Annotated in this window: 10 protein-coding genes and 1 pseudogene; 5 read left to right on the top strand and 6 right to left on the bottom strand. The window is 70.7% G+C overall.

Annotated features, from left to right (window positions below; translation table 11 throughout):
* Positions 1–339: 339 nt before the first annotated feature.
* Positions 340–4473 (bottom strand): carboxypeptidase regulatory-like domain-containing protein, encoded by a 4134-nt coding sequence (locus ACH4TG_RS20440; RefSeq protein WP_398243798.1) that lies wholly within the window; start codon positions 4471–4473, stop codon positions 340–342.
* A 225-nt stretch (positions 4474–4698) separates the two neighbouring features.
* Positions 4699–7500 carry a hypothetical protein gene (locus tag ACH4TG_RS20445; protein WP_398243799.1) on the bottom strand — a complete coding sequence of 934 codons (2802 nt, stop codon included), beginning with the start codon at positions 7498–7500 and terminating at the stop codon, positions 4699–4701.
* A 534-nt stretch (positions 7501–8034) separates the two neighbouring features.
* Between ACH4TG_RS20445 and ACH4TG_RS20450 the strand changes: the two genes are divergently transcribed.
* Positions 8035–8979: a glycoside hydrolase family 16 protein gene (locus ACH4TG_RS20450; RefSeq protein ID WP_398243800.1), complete on the top strand. Its 945-nt coding sequence runs from the start codon at positions 8035–8037 to the stop codon at positions 8977–8979.
* A 30-nt stretch (positions 8980–9009) separates the two neighbouring features.
* Positions 9010–10008, top strand: coding sequence for a helix-turn-helix domain-containing protein (locus ACH4TG_RS20455; protein WP_398243801.1), 999 nt, complete (start codon positions 9010–9012; stop codon positions 10006–10008).
* Between the two features lie 39 nt (positions 10009–10047).
* Here the strand turns inward: ACH4TG_RS20455 and ACH4TG_RS20460 are convergent, their stop codons facing one another.
* The 3 genes and pseudogenes from ACH4TG_RS20460 to ACH4TG_RS20470 all read right to left on the bottom strand — a co-directional run.
* On the bottom strand, positions 10048–10680 hold the full coding sequence (locus tag ACH4TG_RS20460) for a hypothetical protein (protein ID WP_398243802.1): 633 nt from the start codon (positions 10678–10680) through the stop codon (positions 10048–10050).
* A gap of 8 nt (positions 10681–10688) precedes the next feature.
* Positions 10689–14174, bottom strand: a complete 3486-nt coding sequence (locus tag ACH4TG_RS20465; RefSeq protein ID WP_398243803.1) for a S8 family peptidase — start codon at positions 14172–14174, stop codon at positions 10689–10691.
* 517 nt (positions 14175–14691) lie between these two features.
* Positions 14692–15519: pseudogene (locus ACH4TG_RS20470) on the bottom strand (Gfo/Idh/MocA family oxidoreductase); the annotation flags it as partial.
* Between the two features lie 215 nt (positions 15520–15734).
* On the opposite strand from ACH4TG_RS20470, the gene ACH4TG_RS20475 reads away from it, so the two are divergent.
* From ACH4TG_RS20475 to ACH4TG_RS20485, 3 genes are all read left to right on the top strand, one after another.
* Entirely contained in the window at positions 15735–16844 is a 1110-nt protein-coding gene (locus ACH4TG_RS20475; RefSeq protein WP_398243804.1) for a hypothetical protein, read from the top strand.
* Between the two features lie 25 nt (positions 16845–16869).
* Entirely contained in the window at positions 16870–17124 is a 255-nt protein-coding gene (locus ACH4TG_RS20480) for a hypothetical protein (protein WP_398243805.1), read from the top strand.
* A gap of 302 nt (positions 17125–17426) precedes the next feature.
* A complete protein-coding gene (locus tag ACH4TG_RS20485; protein ID WP_398243806.1) occupies positions 17427–18620 on the top strand; it encodes an Ig-like domain repeat protein in 1194 nt (397 codons plus the stop codon).
* 273 nt (positions 18621–18893) lie between these two features.
* On the opposite strand, the gene ACH4TG_RS20490 is transcribed toward ACH4TG_RS20485, so the two are convergent.
* Positions 18894–22334, bottom strand: coding sequence for an NEW3 domain-containing protein (locus ACH4TG_RS20490; RefSeq protein ID WP_398243807.1), 3441 nt, complete (start codon positions 22332–22334; stop codon positions 18894–18896).
* Positions 22335–23037 lie beyond the last annotated feature (703 nt).

The raw sequence follows: 23037 nt of genomic DNA on the forward strand, positions 1-23037 counted from the left end.
GCGGGGGGGCGCGGGGGGGACCGCCCGGCGCGGGCCGGGGCCCGCCGGGGGGGGGGCGCCCCCGCGGGGGGGGGGGCCGCGCCCCCCCCCCCGGGGGGGGGGGGGGGGGGGGGGCCCCCGCCCCCCCCCCCCACGCCACCGTCGAGTACGCGGCGGGCGCCGCCCGCCCCGCACCTCCCGGCCCGCGCCGGCCCTACGGACGCACGCCGGCCCCCACCGGCCCACGTGCCGACGCCGCCGTCCGGGAGAGGCTCACCCCGCGCCGATCGAGACGATGGGTGGTGTTCGTCGTCGCGTACGGGATCGCGACTGTCGCCTCCTGCGAGCGGACCCGCCCCGTCACGACGCCGCCCCGGACGGCGTGCAGGCAGGGTCCGGCCGCAGGGAGAGGTCGGCGGTGGTCGCCCTGCGCGGCACGACCTCGACCCGTGCGGCACGCGATGTCCAGCCGTCCTGGGACGCGGTCACCGTGAGCGGGTTGCTGCTGACGTCCAGCCACAGTTGGAAGTGACCGTTCCGGTCGGTATTCAGTGTGTACGCACCGGACTTGGTGGTGATACGCACGGTTGCTCCCGCCAGCGGCGCCAGCGTGCCGGAGCAGTCGGCCCCGGTGACGGTCCCGGTGACTTTGCCCCAGGTTCTCGGCGGGTTCACCACCAGCGTCACCGGCACCGGGGCGATCGCGTACGGGGTCCGCGCGCTGATCATGAGCTGCGCGGTGAGCGTGCCGGGCTGTGCGATGCCCGCTGCCCTCGCGTCGAAGCCCACCGTGACGTCGACGCTCTGGCCCGGCTGGAGCGTCACCTCGGTCCTGTCCTCCGAGAGCCAGGGGACGTCAGTCGTGTCGCTGCACTGGTCGAATCCGGGTAGCAGTTCGGAGTTCGTGAAGGCGTTGAAGCTGCCCGTGGTGCCGCCGATCTTGTAGAAGCCGCAGGCGGAACCGGCGCGATAGCGCGTGGTGTTGGCGTTGGGCAACGCGCTCCAGGTCCCGGACGCCGGGGCGTAGGCGAAACCCCTGTTGGTGACCGTGCTGGAGTCGTTGGTCACCCCGCCGGACACCAGGAGGCTGCCTGCGGACGCCGTGTACCCCATCCCCCACAGGTCCGTGGGGAGGTCCGCGATCGGCGTCCAGTTGCGGGACCGCGGGTCGTAGCCGTACGCGTGCCGACTGGCGGACGTGCCCGACAGGCCGCCCGCGCAGTACAGCTTGCCTGCGATGCCGCCGCAGCCGAGCCAGGCGGTCGGCTCGGGATACGCGGCCCCGGAACTCCACGAGTCCGAGGCCGGGTCGTACACCTCGACATCCGTCGTGCCGCACGTCTGCGCGCAGCCGCCGACGAGGTAGATCCTGCCGCCAACCACGGACGCGGCGGCACCGGCGTAGGGCTTCGGGTTGTCGGATCCGGCGGACCAGGTGCCGGTCAGCGGGTCGTAGATCTCGGTCCTGGCCGCCGGTGTCCCGTCCCCCTGCCAGCCGCCGAACACATAGATCCTGCCGGCGTAGGCGGCTGCCTGGGGCGCCTCACGGGCGACGCGGAGGTTCGGCAGGGCGCTCCACCCCTGGGCGCCGGGATAGTACGCGTAGGCCTTGTTGAGGATGTGGTCGCCGTCTGTTCCAGCGAAGGAGTACACCTTGCCGTCGATGGTCGCCACGGCGTTGTCCATGATCGGCGTCGGATAGTCGGCCACGCTCGTCCACGGCGCGTCGGACGGCGTCGCCGTGGACCTGGCCTGCGCCTGCACGGTCGCGCCGGGGTGGAGCCGCAGGGGGCTGAACTCCCCCTTCGTTTCCTGCAGCGGTGCGCCGGGCCGCGACGCGGCCGGCTGCTCGGTGCCCGGTAGTTCGTCGAGCCTTGCGGTGACCGGGGCGGTTCCGGTGTTCTTCACGGTCAGGGTGGCCCTGCCCCGGCCCTGCCAGTCGACGGTCGTGCCGAGCCGGGGGGCGCTGACCGCGATCCGGGGCGCGGCAAGGGAGAACGTGACGTCGTTCGCCCGGTCCGGGGCGACGTCGACGGTGACGTCCTGGGCGCTGTAGGAGTTCCCGGCCGCGGCGGAGAACGTGTGCTTCCCGGTGAGCGAGGAGAACATCCGGTAGAAACCGCCGCCCAGGGCGGGGTCGTTCGGCGTCGCTGCCGAGGTGACCGACTGCGCGCTGCCGGCCGGAGTCACCGAGGCGCCGTCGAGCCCGGCCCCGGTGTTCCTGTCGGTCACTCGCCCGACGATCAGGCCGCCCGGTGCCGGATCGCAGGTGCGGTCGCCGAGGAAGACGTCATCGACCTGCCACCACCACCCCCACTTGGCGGTGAGGTGGAACCGGACCTGGACGTCGGTCTTGCCCGCGGCCTGGGACAGGTCCACGTGCTCGGTCCGCGGCCCTCGTGCGCTGTCGTTCGTGTGGTGCCAGACGGTGGCCCAGGTCCGGCCTCCGTCGACGCTGAGATCGACGTCTCCGGTCTGGCCGAAGGCGTAGCCGTAGTAGTCGGTGCGGAAGGTCACGGAGGGGTGGGATCGCCGGGTGAAGTCCATCACCGGGCTCATCAGCGACGTGTCCTGGGTGTTGCCGTACCCGTCGTAGCTGCTGTCGACGGCGGCGAAGCCACCGGACCCGCCGGTCATGTTGGCCTGCCTGGCGGGGTTGCCGAACACCCAGGTCTGGCCGTTGCCCACGTTGTCGTCGACGGTCCAGCCGGACGGCTGGGTGCCGCCGTCGAACGACTGGCTGAGGCCGTCGTAGGTGTAGCCGTATCCGGCCGCGCTGCAGGTGCTCGCGTCGACCGGCACGTCCACGTCGTGCGTCACGTCGGCCTGGCCCACCCGGACCGCGTGGGAGTCCGGCAGGTAGCCCGGATACAGGGCGTCGACCTGGAGCGTGTAGGTGGCTCCGGCGGGCACGCTCAGCGTGTACTTCCCCGTCCTGGGATCGGTGTAGGCCACCGCCGTCGGCTCGCCCGCCACTGCTACCGTCGCGTAGAGCGGCCAGCCGTGGCCGGATCCGTCGCGGACGGTGCCGGAGACGCTGACGCGCGGCCTCGCGTCCAGCGCGAAGTTCTCGGTCACCGACCGGCCGTCGGCGACGGCGACCTCCGAAACGGCCCGGGTGAGGAATCCGAACTTGCTCGCCTCGATCGCGTAGGTCCCAGGCGGGACGGTCAGGGTGTAGTGGCCCTGACGGTCCGTCATCGCCGTGATGTCGCCTGCGGTGATTTTGGCCGACGCCAGCGGGGTCGTGCCGTCGGTGACCGTGCCCTCGACGGTGCCGCTCGGACCCGAGCGGAAGGCGGCGAGCCCGTTCGGCGTGCCGAGGCCGGTCGGCCCGTCATAGCCCGGACCCGCGTGGCAGAGATACGCGGCGATCGCGCAACTGCCGTTGCTTCCGGAGGTCACGTCGTTCAGCGCGGACGGCTGGGCGTAGGGGTAGGAGTTGGGTGCCGAACCCGTCACCGGTGTCCCGGCCAGCGCGTAGACCGAGGCGATGATCGGGGCGGACGCGCTGGTGCCGCCGAAGACCTGCCAGCCGTTGTCGTACACGGCCACGCCCGTGTTGGGGTCCGCGACCGCGGACACGTCGGCGACGGAACGGCGGGCGCAGCCGGTGTCCTGCTGGAACGACGGCTTGGGGTCGTAGGCCGAGCAGCCGCTGCCCGCGTTGCGCCAGGCGCTCTCGGCCCATCCGCGGGTGGTGGAGGCGTCCTTGACCAGCGAGGTTCCGCCCACTGCGGTCACATGCGGCGACGCGGCCGGGTACGAGACGCCGTAGCCGTAGTCGCCGCTGCTGGCGGTGATCGCCACACCGGGATGGTCGTAGTAGGCGCCGTCGGCCTGGATCTGGTCGGTGCTCTCGGTGCCGCCGTAGCTGTTGGAGACGAACGCGGCGCCCTGGGCGACCGCCTGGTTCACGGCGGGGCCGAGGTTGTTCACGTCGGCGTCGTCGGCCTCGACCAGCAGGATCCTGCAGTTGGGGCATGTCGCGCTGACCATGTCGACGTCGAGGGCGATCTCGGAGGCCCAACCGGCGTCCGGCGGCGGGTAGTCGGTGCCGCCGCGCTGGTCGATCTTCCGGAAGCAGCCGTTGGCGGTGGTGCACGGCGGCAGACCGTACTGCTGCCGGTAGACCGCCAGGTCCGCCTCGGCCTTCGGGCTGTCGTACGCGTCGACGATCGCCACCGTTTCCGCGGATCCGGTGGCGGGCAGGTCATAGGCGCTCTGCAGATCGGCCGGGCCGAATCCGGCTGGAGTGGTGGCGGCCTGGAGGCCCTTGGCCGCGACGGCGTCCGTGCGGACCACGGCCAGGCAGGACATCTCCCCGGCTCGCGACGGCTTGGCGCACACTTGCTTGGTGGGGTGCTCGCCGGGCGAGGTGGGGCCGGCCGCCTTGGCCGGTGCGACGGCACTCCCTGCAGGGGCCGGGGAGGCCGCGGAGGCGGGGGCCGCAGCCGGCACGGCGAGCGCGGTGAACGCGGCGACTGCGAGCACCGCGATCAGCGCACGGACGCGCCCTGCTGTCTTGGCTGGTGCGATCGGAAGTGGTCTGCGGCGAAACGGCCGCGCGGAACGGGGTTGGGACACGTACCTCTCCTGGTGTGTGTGCGGAGCATCGGTTCGGACTGTTCCGGCCGGGCGGTGCCGGCCGTGGAGCGACGTGCCGCCGGTCCGCAGCAGGCAGGGCGCGTGCCCTGCGCCACACGTGACCGCCGTGCTTCAGCCGAGGTTGAGCCGCCAGGCCCCGAGCCCGTGCGTTGCGGCGTAGAGGATCCGTTTGCCCGGCACGACCGTCAGGCCCGACACCTCGACGTCCGGCATCCCCGGCGCGCCCTCGGTCCACGTCGTCGTCCCGGCGGCGAGCCGCATCACGCCGAAGTCAGTCGCTGCGTAGAGGTCGCCGCTGGTGTCGTCGCGCACCAGGTCGTTGACCGGCAGGTCGCCGAAGTCGTCGGTGCGGTCGGTCCAACTGGCCTGGCCGGTCGCCGGGTCGTACCGGACCTCGAACACGTGCCCGGGGGTGCTGGGTGTGGCCGAGTCGAATCCGCTGTAGGAGATCCAGGCGTGGTTTCCGTCGGCGGGGTCGACGTGAATGCTGCTGACGAACCGGTTCGGGGTGCCCGCGTCGTCGATCCGGGTCCAGGACACGGAGGCTGCCGGCTCGGCGTCGACGTCGTGGGAGATGAAGACCCTGCCGGTGGTCGTTGCGGCCCAGGCGGTGCTGCTGTCCGCGGTGGTGCGCGCGATTGCCGCCACCCCGCCTCCGGCCCGGTCGCCCCTGTCCGCGGCGTTGAGCGGGTCGGACCCGAGTTCGGCGAAATCGCCGCACACCACTTGGCGGTTGCGGTGCAGGGAGTTGCAGTCCCGGTCGGCTTCCTGCACCGTCCGGTTGCCGATTCCGAGGGTCTTGGTCCGGTAGACGGACCGCCCGGCGCCGATGAACAGTGTGCCGCTGACCTTCGGGTCGCCGATCATCGGCGGGTAGAACTCGGTGAAGGCCTTTCCGTTGATGCCGTCGGCGATCCAGATCCAGCCGGTGGCGTTTCCGTCGTCGAAGTTCACCTCCGGTGACGCGCCGCTGAAGGTGTGCACGCGGACCTCGGGCCGGCCGACGTCGAAGGCGGACTGGCCGCCGTCGCCGGTCGCGGTGTTCTGCCACAGGACCGGGCTGCCGTCGGTCTGCCAGGTGCCGTTGTCCTGCGTCCCGCCCTGGAGGAGGTTGCTGTTCTGCGGGCTGACGGACAGGCTCATGAACTGCAGCGTGCTCAGCCCCTTGTTGATGCTGTGCAGTTCGGCCGGGATGGCGGAGAGCATCTGCCGGCAGCGGAGCAGCATCCTCGGGCTCATGTTGGTGTGGTCGGCGCACCACGCCGAGCGGTCGACGAGCGTGCCGCTGGACCGCATGACACCGCCGTCGCTGCCCTCGAAGAACTGCAGCGGGTTGCCGGGGTTCGTCACCAGGGCGTGCTGGTCCGGATGGAGGCCGTGGGGATGCGACTCGTCGGTGCCGTCCATCGTCATGTCGGTGCCGGTCGCTCCTGCGTCGGTGGACAGTACCAGCGCCCGCGCGTCGGCGGTCTGGTCGCCGTAGGCGTAGGAGCCGCCGACATAGACGACATCCGGGTGCCCCTGCGGGGTGTGGACGAACATGTCGTACCAGCACTGCGGGGCACACAGGCCGTACCAGGCGAACCCGGGACTGGTGGGGTCGGAGGACGTCAGGTCCGTGAAGGCCGGCGTGCCGGTGGCCACGTCGTCGCTGCGAAAGAGTGCCGAGGCCGGCTGGTTCGTGTTGCCCTCGTAGACGTACATCCGGGTCCTGCCGTCCGGCAGCCGGGTGACGTCGAAGGCGACACGTGTCTGGGCGACCGCCGAGTTGAGCGAGGGCTTGATCTGCGTCCATGTGGTGCCGCCGTCGGGTGACCGCCAGACGCCCCGAGCCCAGGAGGCCGCATAGACGATGTCCGGGTCGCCGGGGTCCAGTTCCACGCCCTGGACGCCCTGAGGGGAGCAGGCGGTCTGGTTGGCGTACTCGGCCTGGTTGCCTGTGCATGCGGCGGCGTCTGCCGATCCGTCGTGGATGAAGGTCCAGGTGGATCCGCCGTCGGTGGACTTGTACAGGCCCCACTTGGCGGCGCCGGGAACGGGACGGGCGGCGCCGGAGCAGCAGTCGCTCGACATGCCGCGCATCGCGGTGGTCGTGGCGGCGTAGATCGTCCGGGGGTCCCCGGGCTTGACGGCGATCTGTCCGATGCCCTTTCCACCGAGTTCCGCCTGCCCCAGCGGTCCGGTCCAGGTGTCGCCGCCGTCGGTGGACCGGTAGATGCCGACTCCGGCCACGCACCCGGAGGAACAGCTGTTGGCCTCGCCGGTGCCGACGTAGAGGGTGTTGCCGGTGGAGTCGTTGCGGTCGATGCTCAGCGTGCCGGCCGCGTTGATGCCCAGTGGCCCTCCGAGATAACGCCAACTCGGTTCGTCGGCGAGCGCGTTGTCGGTCCGCCACACCCCACCGCCGGCAGCCGCTATCCACAGCCTGCAGTGGCCCGCGACGCAGGTGGGGCTGATCGCCTCGGCGGTTGTACGGCCCGCCGCGACGTACTCGTTGGGCAGATAGCTGGACCTGTCGCGGTTCGGGCTGTACGGGTAGTCCGCCTCCTTGGGGCCGACCGAGACCCAGGTGCCCTTCTGCCCCTTGCCCGTCGGGAACGGACGGCCCTTGGCCGAACGGTAGGCGGTGCGCGCGCCGTCCATCTGCGCCGTCGAGATGGAGTCCCCAGGGTAGGCACGCTGGAGGAAATCGGCCTGGGCGAGGGAACCCGGGCCTCCCTCGCCGGCATCCGGGTCACCGCCGGAATCGGGGTCACCCGGGGTGGCCTCGCGTGCCGAGTCCGGATCCTGACCTGATGCGGACCTCTCGGCTCGTGCCGACGTTCCTGACGTCTGTATCGCCACCGCACCGGTCAGGAGGACGAGTATCCCGGCCACGACTGCGGCCAGCAGTCGGCGTCGTCTGCGCGTCACGTGGATTCCCTTCGGCACGGCCTGGATCCCTCTTTTTTATTCCGGATGCGGATCATATTCAACACGCAGTGGAGCCACAAGCGAACTGCGCGTGATTCCAGTTACTAGCGAGAAAAGGGGCTCCTCCATGCCTTGTTCGCCCCGGTAGGACCTGGCACGGCGCCATCGGCCCATCTTCCTGAAACAGTTCGAATAACGGACGGATCGCGGTGGGCGAAACCGGCCCGACTCGGGTCGCCGGTCCTGGATCCGATGCGCGACGCGATCAACCGCCCTCCCCTGCCCCGTGCAGCCGGCCGGGCGCACCTCGTCCAGGCGGCTCTCGGCGTCACGCCGCCGCCTTCGGATCTGTGACCGTCGTGCTTCACGAGGGACCGCCCAGCGCGTGAAGAACGACGGCGTGAAGAACGGCGCGTGAGGGACGGATGGGGATTGCGGCCCACCGGCCACTTGTGGACCGCCCCTCTCCAGAATACGATCCGATTCGGGAAAAACCCCCGGGTTCTCTCCGCCCCTCTCCGCAGGAGGAACACCATGTCGCGCCACCCCTCTCGACCTCGCGTCGCGGCCGTTCTCGCCGCCGGCGTCGGCCTGTTCATCAGCCTTCTCACCGCGCCCGCCTCCGCATCCCCGGACAGGGGCGAGCCGCAGCGTGGCGCCGGTGCCACGCCGGCGCAGGCGTTCTTCGACGACTTCTCCTACACGGGCGCGGCCGACCCCCATCTGGCGCAGCGCGGTTGGAGCATCAAGACCGGTACGGCCCGTCCCGGTGACCCCGGCGCGTCCTGGTCGGCGGACGGGGTGACCTTCCCCGGCAACGGCAACCACCATGTGCTCCAGCTCGGTTCCCGCACCGACGGCACGCCCGCCGGAAGCGTCCAGGCGCAACTGAGCCAGCAGCAGAAGTTCCTCACCGGCACCTACGCGGCGCGCGTCCGCTTCAGCGACGCGCCCCTCGCGGACCGCCCGGACGGCGACCAGCTGGTGCAGTCCTTCTTCACCCTCTCCCCGCTCGCCTACGCCATGGACCCGGACTACAGCGAACTGGACTTCGAGTACCTCCCCAACGGCGGCTGGGGCATTCCGGCGAACACCATGTGGACGACGTCCTGGCACACCTACCAGCTGTCGCCCTGGGTGGCCGTGAACACCCACAACCAGCTCTCCGCGAGCTACGCCGGCTGGCACGATCTGACGATCCAGGTCGGCGGCGGACACGTGAAGTACTACGTCGACGGGCAGTTGTTCGCCGACCACAGCGGCATCTACTACCCGCGCAAGGCCATGGCCATCGACTTCAACCAGTGGTTCGTCCCTGGCGGCCTGGTGCCGGACGCCACCCCCCGGGCCTACCACGAGCAGATCGACTACGCGTACTTCGCCAAGGACGCCCTCCTGACTCCGCAGCAGGTGCACGCCCGGATCGCGGCCTACCGCAGGGCGAACGTGGAGTTCGCGGACGACGTGACGTCCCCCTGACCTCCCCCCGACCGGTGAGCGAGGAGCGCCATGCTGTCGGACATCCTGGGGCTGACCCCCCGAGAGGCGGAGTGCTACCACTCGCTCGTCTCCGTGGCCTCCGCCACTCCCGCCGAACTCGCCGCCTCCTTCGGCTGGGCGACCGGCCAGGCCGGGCGCCTCCTGGGCGTCCTCGAAGGCCGAGGGCTCGCAAGGCGCAGCCCGGGCGACGACACGCGGTTCGTGGCGTCCCCGCCTGCGGCGGTGCTGCGCGGCCTGCTGGCGCAGCGGCAGAACGAGTTGAAGCTGGCGGAACTCGAAGTGGACTCCCTCGACGAGATCTACCGGGCGGCCGGCCCCGGGGGCCGGACCGCCAACGTCGTCGAGGTGATCCACGGGGCCCAGGCGGTCCGCGAGCGCATCGCGCACATGCAGTTCGGCGCGCGGGAACAGATCATGAACCTGGTCAAGGCGCCGATCATGTCGGCCGGCAACATGACCGACGGCGCCGCCATGGAGCGCGGAGTCCGCTGCCGCGTGATCATCGAACGCACGATACTCGACGAGGGCAGCCCGTCGTTCGACGAGATCGACCAGGCACGCATCGCCGGGGAAGAGCTCCGCATCGCTGATGCGCTGCCGCTCAAAGTCTTCATCGTGGACCGCAAGTTCGCCTTGGTGCCGTTGTTCGGCCCCGCCGGCACCGGCCCCGCGAGCGCCCTGCTCGTCCACGCCAGCAGCCTGCTCGACGCGCTGACGGCACTGTTCGAGTCCGAATGGCAGAAGGCGACGCAGTTCGTCGTCTCGGCGCGTGCCCTGCACAACGGGCCCGCCATGGACGACATGGACGCACAGATCCTCAGCCTGTCGCTGACCGGCCTCACCGACCAGGCGATCGCCACCCAGCTGGACAGCTCGCTGCGGACGGTGCAGCGCCGGATCCGGCACCTCATGGATGTCGCGAAGGTGCGTAGCCGCGTGCAGTTGGGCTTCCGGGCGGCCCGGGAGCGCTGGCTGGAAACCGACCAGGACGGTGGCCGGCCGTCGTGAGGTCCACGACCGGCCACCGCCCCGGCTCAACGGTTCACCTCAACGCACCTGGTAAGCGTGGGGGATCGTCTGCACGACGGTGTCGCCCGCGCTGTCGGTGGCGCTGACCCGCAGCCCGACGCCCGAGGGGGCCTCGCCCCGCGCCGGGTTCGTGATGTCCACCGCGTAGCTGTTCGCACCGGAGGCCCGCACGCCCGCGGGATGCCACGTCCTGCCGCCGTCGAGGGTTGTCTCCACCCCCAGTGCGTTCACGGTCGGCAGCGCGCTGAGCCGCTCCTGGTAGTAGCCGGTGACGGTGATGTGGTGCACGCCGCCGGCCTCGACCGTGTTGTCCAGCCCCAGGCCCAGGTCGTACTTGAGGAAGATCAGCGGCTCGGGCCGGCAGGTGGGACTCTTCTGGACCAGGGCGCTGACACACGGTTCCGACGGCACGGTGTCCGAGGTGGTCGGCTTCGCGGAGGTGTACTCCCACACCGTCGACGTCCCGTTGATCTGCGCATGGAACGAGTAGCGGGCCGACTGCGCGGGCTGGTCGAAGGCCACGAGGTTACCGTCGATGGGGATGGAGCACCCCGCCAGCGCCAGCAACGCGCCGACCGCCAGAACGCCCAGGCTCACCTTGCGGCGCCGGCGGCTTCGCACAGCGCTCGTCGCCGCTCTCTTCTTCCGCATGAGACCCCTCACCGCTGTCCCTCCGAGACCAGGTTCGTCGTGGTGCCGTCGGCGCCGATCCCGAGGTAGACGGTGGCTGGAATGAGGCGCTTCGTGATGGTGTGGCCGGCCGCGTCGAGCAGGTCGACGTCGCAGTCGGGAGGCGCACAGGTGGCCATTCCCCAGAGCAACGAGGGGATGCCTATCGGGTCGTCGACGATGCCGAACACGGCTTGGCGGCCGCCGGCGCTGCTGGTCGTGTACAGGTTCGGCCAGAACTCGTCGGTGTCCCGGCAGGCGGCACAGGGCAGGTTGGTGTTGATCACGACGCCCGACTTGGTGCGGGCCTGCGGCACCGCTCCGGGGATGGTCGGTCCGGCGTTCCACTCGATCGTGTTGCGCCGGTCGAGCGCGAGGTCCTGGGCCTCGGACGGTCCCGACCCACTCGCCAGGAAGGGCGCGAGGGACTGCCGCACGGACAGTTCGAAGTGGTCCACCGCGTTGTCGTCCCTCGGGCCGACCAGCGTGGTGATCTGCCGCTGGCTGGGGGGCTTCGGCAGGTTCATCGCGGGCGTCGCCCGGCCGGACGCGGTCGTTCGGGTCCAGCTGAAGTAGGGCACCGTGCCGGGCTGGTCGGCGTGAATGCGGTGGTCGACCTGGTCGAGGTCCGAGGACCGGACCCGGTACGGCAGGCTGCTCGGAACCTGACCGGCGGTGGCGAAAGCCAGCGCATAGTCCTTCGACACCTCGCGGTTGCCTCCGAGGCGGATCAGCACGCCGTCCTGCCCCGCGCTCCCGAGCCGCTGAATGAGCGTGGCGGCCGCGCCCGGTGCCACCGTCACGATCGGCAGGGCCGTGTACGCGTCGACCGGCGGGCAGCTGTCCGGACCGTTCTTGCAGGAGGCACCCAGGGACAGGTAGGTCGGCAAGGTGATCGGATCACTCTCGCCAGTCACCAGCACACCGGACGCGCCAGCGGCTGCCAGCGCCGTCACGCGGTGGCGCAATGCGGTGAAGTCGCAGGTCGCCGTGCAGATGTCGGTGGGCCTCAGCAGGACGAGAGCACCCTTGGCGTCGACCTTGGCGAGTTCGGCGTCCGAACCGGTGCCTGCGTACACGACGCGCTTCCGTCCGTGATCCGGCAGCCGGGGAATCGGCAGTCGCACGAGCCGGCTGGCCGCCTTTCCGTCCTCCGTCCAGATCTGGTTTCCCGCAGTGACCGTGGCGTCGGGCGTCGGGTAACGAGCACCCAGGTCAAGGGAGTTGCCCTGGCCCGTGGCCTTCATCGTCACCGAGGGCGGTACCAGGACGTGCTGGCTGCTGAAGGTGAGCGTGCCTGAGCTGACCTTCCCGGTCGGCAGCACCCACCAGTGCGGCTCCTCGGGGCCGTAGGCGGTGGCCAGCGAGGCGTTGATCGCCCAGCCGCCGTCGGCCGAGGCGCGGCGCAGCGTCGTCACCGACTGGTAGGTCTCGGTGGGCTCCGGCGTCTCCACCATGACCGGCTTGGCCTTGCGCAGGTCCAGCACCACGGTGGTGTCGCCGCTGACGGCAACCTGAGGTGCCAGCGGTGCGGCCTTCTGCAGTCGGCCGCTGGCGTCCCGCCAGGTCACCGCCATGCCCGCGGCGACCGTGCCGGAGAAGACCCGTGCCGTGGCCGTCGCACCGCCGGGCACCGTGACGGGTGTGTCGTAGAGGTGCAGCTTGTCGCCGTCCATGGGGACGATCAGTTCGTCGCCGTACTTGATGTCGGTGGCGCCGTCCGGCGGGATGACGCTGATGGTCAGGTCGTGCATCACGGGTTCCAGGAAGGCCGAGATCCGCGAGTTGCCGAGCACCTTCCCGGACCCGTCCTTCGCGGTCAGCGCACCGGAATACCCGCCGTACGACCCGGAGTCGCCGAGCACACTTCCGTCCACGGTCACGGTCACGTCCGCAGAGCCGTTGGCCGGTACCGTCACCTGGTCAGCGCTGACGGAGATCAGCCCTGCCGGTGCCGGGCCGCCGGAAGCAGCGGAGGTGGCCGAGGCGGAGAGGGCCAGGGTGATCGGCTGGTCGGTCCAGTTGCTGTAGGTGACCGTCCGCGCCACCGGCGAATGCGGGTAGGCGGTCCGGCCGAAGTTCAGGCTCCCCGTCGGGACGATCTTCGGATCGGTCCCGCGATCCAGATCCACCCGGCCGGACCCCTGCGCGTAGATGTCGAACCCGAGGTCCTTCGACGTCGCCATCAGCAGCGCCTTGATCTGCTGCCCGGTGAAGTCCGGGTGCTGCTCGGCGATGATCGCCGCGGCGCCGGCCACGTGCGGGGTGGCCATGGAAGTGCCGCTGAGGGACGTGTAGTACTCGTTGACGGGCGTGCCGAGCGAGGTGCCCTTGGCTCGGGCCGCGACGATGTCGACACCGGGAGCCGCGATGTCCGGCTTGGCCGCGCCGTCGTGGAGCCGCGGCCCACGGCTGGAGAAGTCGGCCATCTGATCGCTCTTGTCCACGGCCGCGACGGTCAGCGCGTCGTCCGCGGCACCCGGGCTCCCGATCGTCGTGCCGCCGGACCGGCCGTTGTTGCCCGCAGCTACGACGAACAGGGTGCCGTAGGTGCGGCTGAGCTGGTTCACTTCCTGGCTCAGCGGGTCCGTTCCGTCGCTGGGCGTGGAGCTGCCGATGCTCATGTTCGCCACGCGGTAGCCGGACTTGGCGGCCCACTCCATGCCTGCCGCGATGGCGTCTCCCGGGCACGTCCCGTCATCGAGGCAGATCTTGCCGATGGCGACCTTCGCACCGGGTGCAACGCCCTTGTACCGCCCGCCGGACGCCGCTCCCGTGCCGGCGATCGTGTCCGCCACGTGCGTTCCGTGTCCGAATCCGTCCACCGGCCCGTTCGCGCTGCCGGTGAAGTCGACTTCCTGATCGATGCGGCCGGACAGGTCCGGATGGGTGGCATCGACGCCGCCGTCCAGCACGGCGACGGTGACCCCGGTGCCGTCGAAGCCGCGGCTCCAGGCCGCGGGGGCGCCGATCTGCGGTACGGATTGGTCGAGTTGGACCTTCAGCAGCGGGTCCAGCCAGACCTTCTTCACGCCGGCCAGTGGGCCGGCAGCACGGGTCGCGGCGAGAGACCTGCCCGTGTCCTGCTGCCGCACCTCACGCCACCACTGGCCGTCGTCGTCAATGGCCGTCGCGCGGCCGTTGATGCTCGCAAGCACCGTCTTCGCCGTCGTACCGGCGGCAGCCTCGGCCGTCCGGGCGTTGACCGTCCCGATGTACGTCTCGATCGTCGGCGTCTGACCGGTCCTGCCCTCGGCCGCCCAGTCGGCCAGCTTGGCGAGGTTGAACAGGTCCCAGTCGAGCACGCCTTCACGCAGCAGCGGCAGCGCGTCGTCCGGAACGGCGTAGACCTGGCCGCGGCTGGTGATCGTCTGGACGAGCACCGGCTCGTCGTCCGGCCTCGTCGCCGTCTCGACGCCGTCGACGACCGGCTCGCCATCCTTGGTGAAGCCGATCTGCACCTTGTCGCCCGTCACCAGCGTCAGCGAAACGGTCGCCCCCTTCCCGGCGGCAGCGCGTAACAGGGAATCGCGCACCGACGCAGGCAGATCGAGTTTCTGCACGGCAGGGGCGGATCGAGCCGAAGCCGGGCCAGAGGCATTCGCCGTGGTGACCGGCACGACCATGGAGAGAATCGCCATTCCGGCCACCGCGGTGGCCGCTCGCTTTCCCGGAGACCTCATATCGGGGCCCCCGGCGATGCCACTCTTTCTCCCTCAACGGAATTGTGACGTGCGGGATACACGAACACCTCCCTGGTCGTCGCGGCAAAGAACATCCCTGCCGCACGGGAGAGATGTTCGGGCCTCCTGGACGCAGGGGGCAACGGAGAGGCCATTGGGGATTTCCGCCATGACACAAACCCGCCGCGACAGCCGGGAGCACTGGTACCGCAGCGGATTTCACCGGCTCTGCCCCGGGATCAGGCCGTGACGTCGCAGCTCCAGGACCTGGCGCTCCAACTCGGCGTACCTCGCTCGGGCCCGCGGGCCCCTACCGCGGACGGTGACGCGGTCCTCCTGGTCCGTCTCTTGGAGCGGGAAGCCGCCGAGTTCGGCTGCCAGGTCCGTCGGGAGCCCCGGGGTGGCCAAGGGCGCGGCCGACCCCCGTACCGCCGCGCCCTCCGCCCCCGTCCCCCGTCCCTCCGCTCAGCTCAGCGCGGGTTCGGCCCCGGTCGCGTCCTTGACCTGGTCGCCGAGGAAGTACGCCTCGATCTCGGCGGGGAGCGGCGGGACCTGGACGGCCCCTCCCCCCGCTGCGGATCGACTGCGTTCCGGCGACGCCCGCCGCCACCGACTGCCGGGCGGCGATCGGGGACGTCATGGTCGGGCCGCCCTCCACCGCGAACCGGATGAACTCGGAGATCAGCAGCGGGTCGGCCCCGCCGTGGCCGCCCTCGGCCGGCGGAACCTCGATGATCTCGTCGGCCTCGGCCTGGTAGGAGTCGGACCGCTTGTTCCAGAGCTTGATCGTGGCGGATTCGTCGTCGCCGAAGTTCTCCAGGCGGCCCTCGGTCCCGATGACGGTGTAGCTGCGCCAGTAGTCCGGGGTGAAGTGGCACTGCTGGTACGAGGCGAGCACGCCGTTGTGCAGCACCATGTTGGCCATCGAGATGTCCTCGACGTCGACCCGCGGCGCCAACTCGCGCTGGGCGGTGGGCGGCCAGTTGTCCTTGTCGTACCAGTCCCACATCCGGCGGTCGGAGTTGTCCCGCCGGTCGGAGATGTCACCGTAGACGCTCAGTGCCCCGACGGCCGAGACGGTCGTCGAGTAGCCGCCGGCCAGCCAGTGGATGACGTCGATGTCGTGGGCGCCCTTCTGGAGGAGGAGCCCGGTGGACTTGGTCCGGTCGGCGTGCCAGTCCTTGAAGTAGAAGTCGCCGCCCGGGGAACCGACGCAATTCGCTGACCAGCCCGAACGTGTCTCGCGATGCGTGAACCTCCCAGACTGGGGCGAGAGGCTTCCCGGTGGGGAGTCGAAGAACCCAGTGTTGCCCTATCTGCCGACCGCTCGGGTGGTACGGCACAGTGAGGTGCATGAGTGAGTCAGTGTTCGACATCGACACCGCATGGGCTCGTCTGGTGGACGCTCGCACGCGAGGCGACGTTCAGGAGAAGACCCTCGCGCATTACGCCTTGGCCCAGGCCCTCTACGAGACCGGGCGCCATGCCGAAGCCGACCAGCTCGATTGGGATGCATACGCCCTGGCCAAAGTGGGCAGCTCATCACGCGAACTCAGCGTGACCCTATTCGAGATGATGACAGAGCGGGGCGTGTACCTGGCCCACTCCGCGGGCGTCGCGGTCACCGGGCACGATCATCACGGCGGCGCGTCCGGCAACGCCCCACAGCCCGTGGTAGTGACGGAGGAGGAACGGGCCCGGTTGCTCGACTGTGCCGCTACGGCGTTCAGCAGGGCAGAGCAGGCCATCTGGGGGCGCGAGGACGTGCCCGAGGCATGGAAGCGAGAAGCAGACGAACGGCTGTGGGCCGTACGCCCGCCGCAGGAGAGCAGCGCGCCGTCCGCGCCCATGGCGTCTCCCAGTATGGAGCCCGCTGCCGAGCAGGTCGTGGTCGGATACCTGGTGGTCAAGGCGTTAGGCCCATTCCTTGAGGAATGGGCGAAGAAGCTCGGCGCGCAACTGGGTGAGTCCACCGTGCGCGCTCTGGGCCGCATCCGGCTGCGACGCCACGTGGCATCACCGGAGAGCGAGCTTGAGACCCGGCTTCCCGACACGTCCAGCCCGACGACGCTGATCCTCCCAGAGCATCTGAGCGAAGCCGCCCGGCTGGCGCTCATCGACCTCGACCCGGCCGGCGAAACCGTCCGCGGAACGACGTTGTACTGGTCTGAATCGGAGCAGCGGTGGCTGTCCGCAGAGGATTACACCGGTCATCGAGACGGCTGGGAGATCCGCCACACCTGGGACGTACCCAGAAGGAACGACCATCCGCTGCACACCTACGACCGGGCACCGACATGGGAGCGAGCCCGCAGCAGGGCGCTACAGGCAGGCACGGCAGCACCCGACGGGGTCCGCCTTCGCCACATCCACATCCGCCGAACATCGGAGGAGGACTGGGGTCGGGGTCTCCCCGTTTACCTCCCGCCGGATGACTTGGACGTGCCGGACTTCCTGCGTTGACCCGGTATGAGGTTGGGGCGGCCCGGTGCGCGAGCACGCCCGGCATGTGATGCGCGAGGCCCTGACCGTGGAATCTGCCCTCGACCTCGCGCCGCTCATCCTCCGCGTCGGCCGCCGCGACAGAGGTGCATTCGGCGTCGATGTGCTCGGCCAGATCCTCCGCCAGGCATCCCACGGGCAGCTCGCTGTTCTCTTCGCTGACCCCGACCGCATCGTCCGGCGGTTCGCTTACCGGCTGGCCATCGAGGGTGTGACTGAGTGCCCCAGTTGGCGAGCTTGAGCGCTTCGTGACGAGTCAGGGCCCGGCAGCCGTGCGCTTCGTTCGGGGCTGTGATTGCGCTCTCGGACTGAGATGCTGCCGAAGGCCCAGCCAGGGGCTGTCGGTATGAACCGGCGGTGTGTCAGACGGGTCAGAGGGCGCGGCTCCGGTCTCGTGATCAACAGTGACAGAGGGCGATTCCTCGCCGAGAGACCCTCTTCCGTCTTCTGGAGTTGATCGTGACGTTCTCACTGTCGGAGGCCGCCGGCCGACCAGGCTCAGCGCGCGGGCATCGCCCCGGTTCGGCCGGGCCTCGGAGCCGAGTGCTGACCGTGGCGGCCGGCGTGCTCTGCGCCGCCGTCGCGCCGGTGGCGCTGTCCGGGACCGCCCACGCCCAGGGCACCTGCTCAGTGTCCGGCCCCACCACCACCTGCACCTTCGCCTCCACCGGCGCCGAGCAGACGTTCACCGTGCCCAGCGGCGTCACGCAGGTCGACGTCACGGCGATCGGCGGCGGCGGCGGTGTGGAGGACAACGGCGTGAGCGGCGGCCGGGGCGCCCAGGTGTCCGGCACGCTCACCGGGCTGTCCGGTGGGCAGGTCCTCTACGTCGAAGTCGGCGGCGCCGCCACCGGCGCCTCGTGCGCCGGCAGCGCGCAGTGCGCCGGCGGCTTCAATGGCGGCGGCAGTACCCACTTCGGCGGCGGCGGTGGCGGAGCATCCGACGTCCGCACCCTGCCCGACACCACCCCCCTGACCACCACCGACTCCCGCCTCATCGTGGCCGCGGGCGGGGGCGGAGCCGGCTGGGCCGGCCAGTGCACCGGAAGCCCGGGCGGGGACGCCGGCCAGCCAGGCACCGACGCGACCTGCAACGGCGGCACCGGTGGCCGGGCGGGAACGTCCACCCAGGGTGGGACCGGCGGCACGGGCGGTGGCGGGGTGTTCGGCGGTGGGAACGGCGCGCTCGGTGCCGGCGGCACCGGCGGCGGCCCGGGCGCCTCCCTGACCGGTGGCGGCGGAGGCGGCGGCTACTACGGTGGTGGCGGAGGCGGCAACATCAACCCCTTCATCAGCCCGAGCGGCGGCGGGGGTGGCGGAGGCGGAGGTTCGTCCCTGGTCCCCGCCGGCGGCACCGGCCCCACCGTCACCAGTGCCGCGCCGGGCATCACCATCAGCTACACCACCCCGGGCAAGCCCGTGAGCACATCCCTGACCGCGATGTTGCCCCGCACCCGGGTCGGCCTTCCGGTCGTGCTCAGCGACATCGTCTGCCCAGCGAGTACGGGCGCCACGACCAGGCCGACCGGCACCGTCACCTTCACCGACACCACCACCGGCAAGACCCTCGGCACCGGACGCCTGTTCTTGTCCCTCGGCAACTGCGCAGCGGCCGGGACCGTCACCGCCTTCAGCACCACCGGCACCCACACCATCACCGCCGTCTACAGCGGCGACACCGTCTACCAGAGCAACAGCGCCAACCCCGAAACCACCACCGTGACGGTGACCGGCTGAGATGGGCGGCCGGTGACGTGCTGCGGCTTGCCGACGAGGGCCCGTTCGAGGTTGTTGAACAGGGTGGAAAGTCCACAGTTCCAGCCTCGCCCGCGAACTGCTCGTCGAGCGACCTGGGCGGCTTCCCCGCGCAGCGCGGTGACAACGGCCGGGTCCGGCTGATGCAGCACGGCCTCCAGGGGTGCGGCAACCGGCCCCGAACGCAGACCCGGCCTCCGGGGATCGGGGGCCGGGTCCGCGTTCGGCAGTCGGGCACTTGGTCGCCGCAGGCCCTTATCCGACCTGGAGGCTGTCGAGGTTGACGCTCCCGGAATCGTCGGGGCCCACGGCCAGTTGCACGGTGCTCGTCCCCGCGGGCAGCGACACCTCGGCGGTCACCGTCGACCAGGTGTCCCAGCTGCCGGTGACCGGGAGCTGGACCTGCTGGGTCGAACCGCCCGCGGTGAGGCTGATCGTCCGGGTCTCCGTCAGGTAGGGAGCGCTCTGGCCGCCCGTCCAGTTGGCGTACCGAATGCCGACTTGGTAGCGACCCGCCGCCGGGACCGTGACGATGCCGGTCACGGCAGCCCCGGTGTAGAGGTTGGCGACGAAGCCCGTTCCCGTATAGCCGGGGTGGTCCCGTGCGACGGACGCGCCTCCACTGAGGATCGCGCTTTCGGCCTGGAGGGGCGTTCCGGGTTGGGCGGGTGTGCCTACGTACACCGTCGCGGTGGCGACGGTGGAGGACGTTCCCGCTGCTCCTTGCCAGGTCGTCGTCGCGGTCACCGGCGCCTGGCTGGGGCTCGCACCGGCGGGGGCGGTGACCGTCCACGTGTAGGTGGCGGTGCTCCCGCGCGCGATGGTGCCGGGGGCAGCCGCCGGGGATGCGGTCCAGCCGTCGGGCAGCGACAGTGCCGCCTTCACGCCGGTGGCGTCCGCACCGCCGATCGACTTCGCGGTCAAGGTCACGTCGGCCGATGTCCCCGGGGCCACGGACTGCGGTGCGTCAAGCGTGGTGATGACGTCGGCGGCCGCGGCGTCGGGCGTGGTGAGCTCGACGATGCTGGCGGGCCCGCCACCGGAGAAGGTGAACTTCAAGGCGGTGGCCCTCACGGCCGGCCAGGTCGCGTCGAGGTCGCCCGTGGCCGGAACGGCACCCGCCGCCACCTGCCGCCACGTCCCCGATGACGCTTGCGCCTGCACCGTGTAGGAAGCGGGCCGCGTCGAGCCCCAGGCAAGGTCGGCGTGGCCCACCGTGGCAGGTCCGTGCGCGGTGCCCGCGTGCTGGTCGAGTGCCACCGTGAGGGAGGCGTCGGTGCTGGTGGCCGTCCAGGCGGTCGCGGTGCTTCCGTCCACGGCGGCGGCCGGCGGGTTGACGGCGCCGGCGGAGGTCGCGGTGGCGGTCTGGCAGCGTGCCAGGTTGTCGGTCGGAGCCAGGTCGGGCCGCGCTGTCGGCAGCACGGCCTGCTGTCCCCGGACGAGCTTGTGCGTGCTGCCGGCGGAGCGGAGTTCCAGTGCCGCTCCCGATGCGAGGGCGACCGTGGTGGCCTTCGCGCCGACCGTGACGTCCACCGTGCGGCCCTGGTACTGCAGGCCGGTGATGCTGACACCTCGGGCCAGCTGCGGGGGCAGCGTCGGTGCGAGGTTCAGCGAGGACGCGTCCCAGCGCAGACCCGTGAAGCCGTACAGCAGGGTCTGCAGGAAGCCCCCGGCGCCGGTGGCGAAGTCGAAGGCCGGGTTGCTCTGGCCTGCGGAGGGCGTCAGGTACTGCGTCTCGTTGAACTGCTGGTAAGCGCCGCGCAGGAACGGCTGGTAGGAGTCCAGGAAGAGGGTGTAGTCCAGGCAGCCGGGCTGCTGGGCCTGCGCGGCGACGATGGCCTCGACCGAGGCCGTCATCGCCGGGCCGCCCGTGTCGGTGACCTGCAGGTAGCGTTCGAGGTCAGCGGATGCGGTGGCCGGATCGGTGACGTAGCCGAACGGATACGTCATCAGCACGGTGTCGGCCTGCTTGACCTTCTGATTGGTGTAGCCCGGGTATTCGGGGTGCGTGCCGTCGGCATCCGTGGCGATGAAGATCTTCTCCGCGACGGTCGACCACGCCGGGTCGGGGGTGGCGCCCACGGCCTTGGCCGCCGCCACGGCGTCGCGCAGAGCGACGACCGCGCCGGCGTTCGTTGCCGACTCGTCGTTCACGCCGGAGGTGAACTCGTCGGGACCGGTGACGTGGTTGATGTGGAGCTTGCCGTCGGATCCCGCGGTGACGCGGCTGGCCCAGAAGTCGGCCACGTCCTTGATCACGGGGTAGCCGTCGCTGCGCAGCCACGCCGTGTCCCCGGTGGCCTGGTAGTACTGCCACTGGGCCAGCGCGATGTCCGACTGGAGGTGGTCCTCGTAGCCCTGGCACGGGGCGAGGCCGCCGCATGTCCCGGAGGGTCCGTTGTCCCAGGCCCACGACCCGCCGCGGTAGCCGGCTCCGCGGGCGTTGGCCTCGGCAGCGGCCATGGTGTCGTGGCGGAAGGTGACGATCGACTTGGCCAGCTCGGGGTGCAGGGCCAGCAGCGAGGGGAACATCCAGGTGTCCGCGTCCCAGAAGATCACCCCGGCATAGTTGTCACTGGACAACCCGGCGGGCGGGATACTGAAGTTCACGCCTGCCCGGAGGCTGGAGTAGAGCAGGTAGAACGAGCTGTCGACAGCCGTCTGCACCGACGGCTGCCCCTTGACCGTGACACGGCGGTCCCACAACTGCGCCCACTGGGCCTTGTGCGCCGAGGTGAGCGGGTTCCAGCCCGTCGCCTCCGCCTGATCGACCGTCGCCAACGCCTCCTGGGCAGGTGCGCCGGGGTCGTTGGAGGTCGAGATGCCGACGTACTTGGTGAACCCGTAGGTCGACCGGGCGTGCACCGGTACCGTCCACCGCTCCCCGGCCGTGCCGGCGTTGTCGTCGGGCAGCACCGCCGAGCGTTGCGACACGGTGACCCCGTGGTCGGCCACGAGGCGCGCGGACTGCGCGACAGCGGTGGCGCGTCCCGGGGTGGACAACTGGACCGTCGCGGTGTCGGTGCCGGTGTCGACCGACCGGCTCGTGGGGGTGATGCGCTGGACGCCGGCGCCGTTGAGCAGCGAGGTGACGGACACGCTACCGCTCCAGGAGGGGCTGATGGTCGCGCGGACCTGGCCGAGGTGCATGCGCTCGCGGTTGGCGAGCACCTGGTAGGTCACCGTGGCCGAGCGTCCCGTTTCGGGCGTCCACACGAACGACGTCGTCACGGTGCCGGAGTGCATGTCGAGCGTCTGCCGGTACTGGCTGATCTGGCTCGCGGGCACCTTCGCGTCGAGCACGTGACCGTCGATGTCGAAGGACAGGTCGGACCAGCTGGGCAGCGTGGAGAGGGAGTCGCTCTTGCCGCTCGTCTGATAGACGCCCGCGACGATCGCCGTCGTCGAGCGCGGGTTCCCCAGCGGCCAGTTCCCCGTGCCCAGGTCGCCGTTGCCCTCGAAACCCGCCCCGATGGCAGGGAGGCGCTGGGCGAGGTAACCGTTGCCGACGAACGGTTCCTGCGTGTAGTCGGCCGGGGAGTACGTGGTGCTGGTGAGCACCCACGGATCGGCCGCGGACGGTGTCGCAGGTTCCGCTCCGGCTTGCTGAGCGGTCAGCGTGCCGGCGGCAAGCAGCGCCGCGGTCGTGGCGGCCGCAACGAGTCCTCCGAGTCTTGTGGATCTCTTACTCCGCATATCTGGGCTCCTGTCCACCTTTGCCGTCGGGAACGGTCGAGGCGCTTGCCCCATACGACGGATCGTCATATGGGTGGGTAAGTCCGCACCTTGTGGGGTGAGGTGCCACGGTGTACGCGATCGATGCCGGCTGCCCCACCCCGTTGGCGTCGCCCACCCGGCGTACACAGGGTGAAGACGGATCCGGTGGGTACATGGGCAAGCGACTCCTCATGAGCGAAACGGCTTCCCGTCCTTTGAACTCATGGACGCGCCAGTGCCTCTGCACCCATGGAATGGTTTGATGCTTGAAGAATGTGGCAGTGCCGTGGCCATCGGTCAACAGGTTCCACCAAAATTCGACGAGTTGCGGTGGAGTAGCGCTCGATTGTGTGCGGATGAGCTCTGCCAGATACCCGGGCCGGGTATTCTCACGCCCGGCCGTCGGTCCAGGGCGGACCGGATCGAGACACGTGAGGACGGGCCGTGACGGTGGCGTTGCCCGAGTCGGCGGCGGCCACCGTGGCCGAACCCTCCGCGTCGGTGCAGGTGCGGCTGCGACGGTCGGCACGCCGAGCATCGCCCGCCTCCCATCTCGATGGCCACCGTGAACTGCCGGCTCACACCCAGGGTCTTCGGGATGCTGACGAGGGGCGCGGTCGTCCCGCCCGCGACGCACCCCGCCTCCAGGGGCAGGCCGATCTGCCCCTGCCGCAGCGCCGGA

Source organism: Streptomyces sp. NPDC020917, assembly GCF_044333795.1.
Lineage (GTDB): Bacteria > Actinomycetota > Actinomycetes > Streptomycetales > Streptomycetaceae > Actinacidiphila.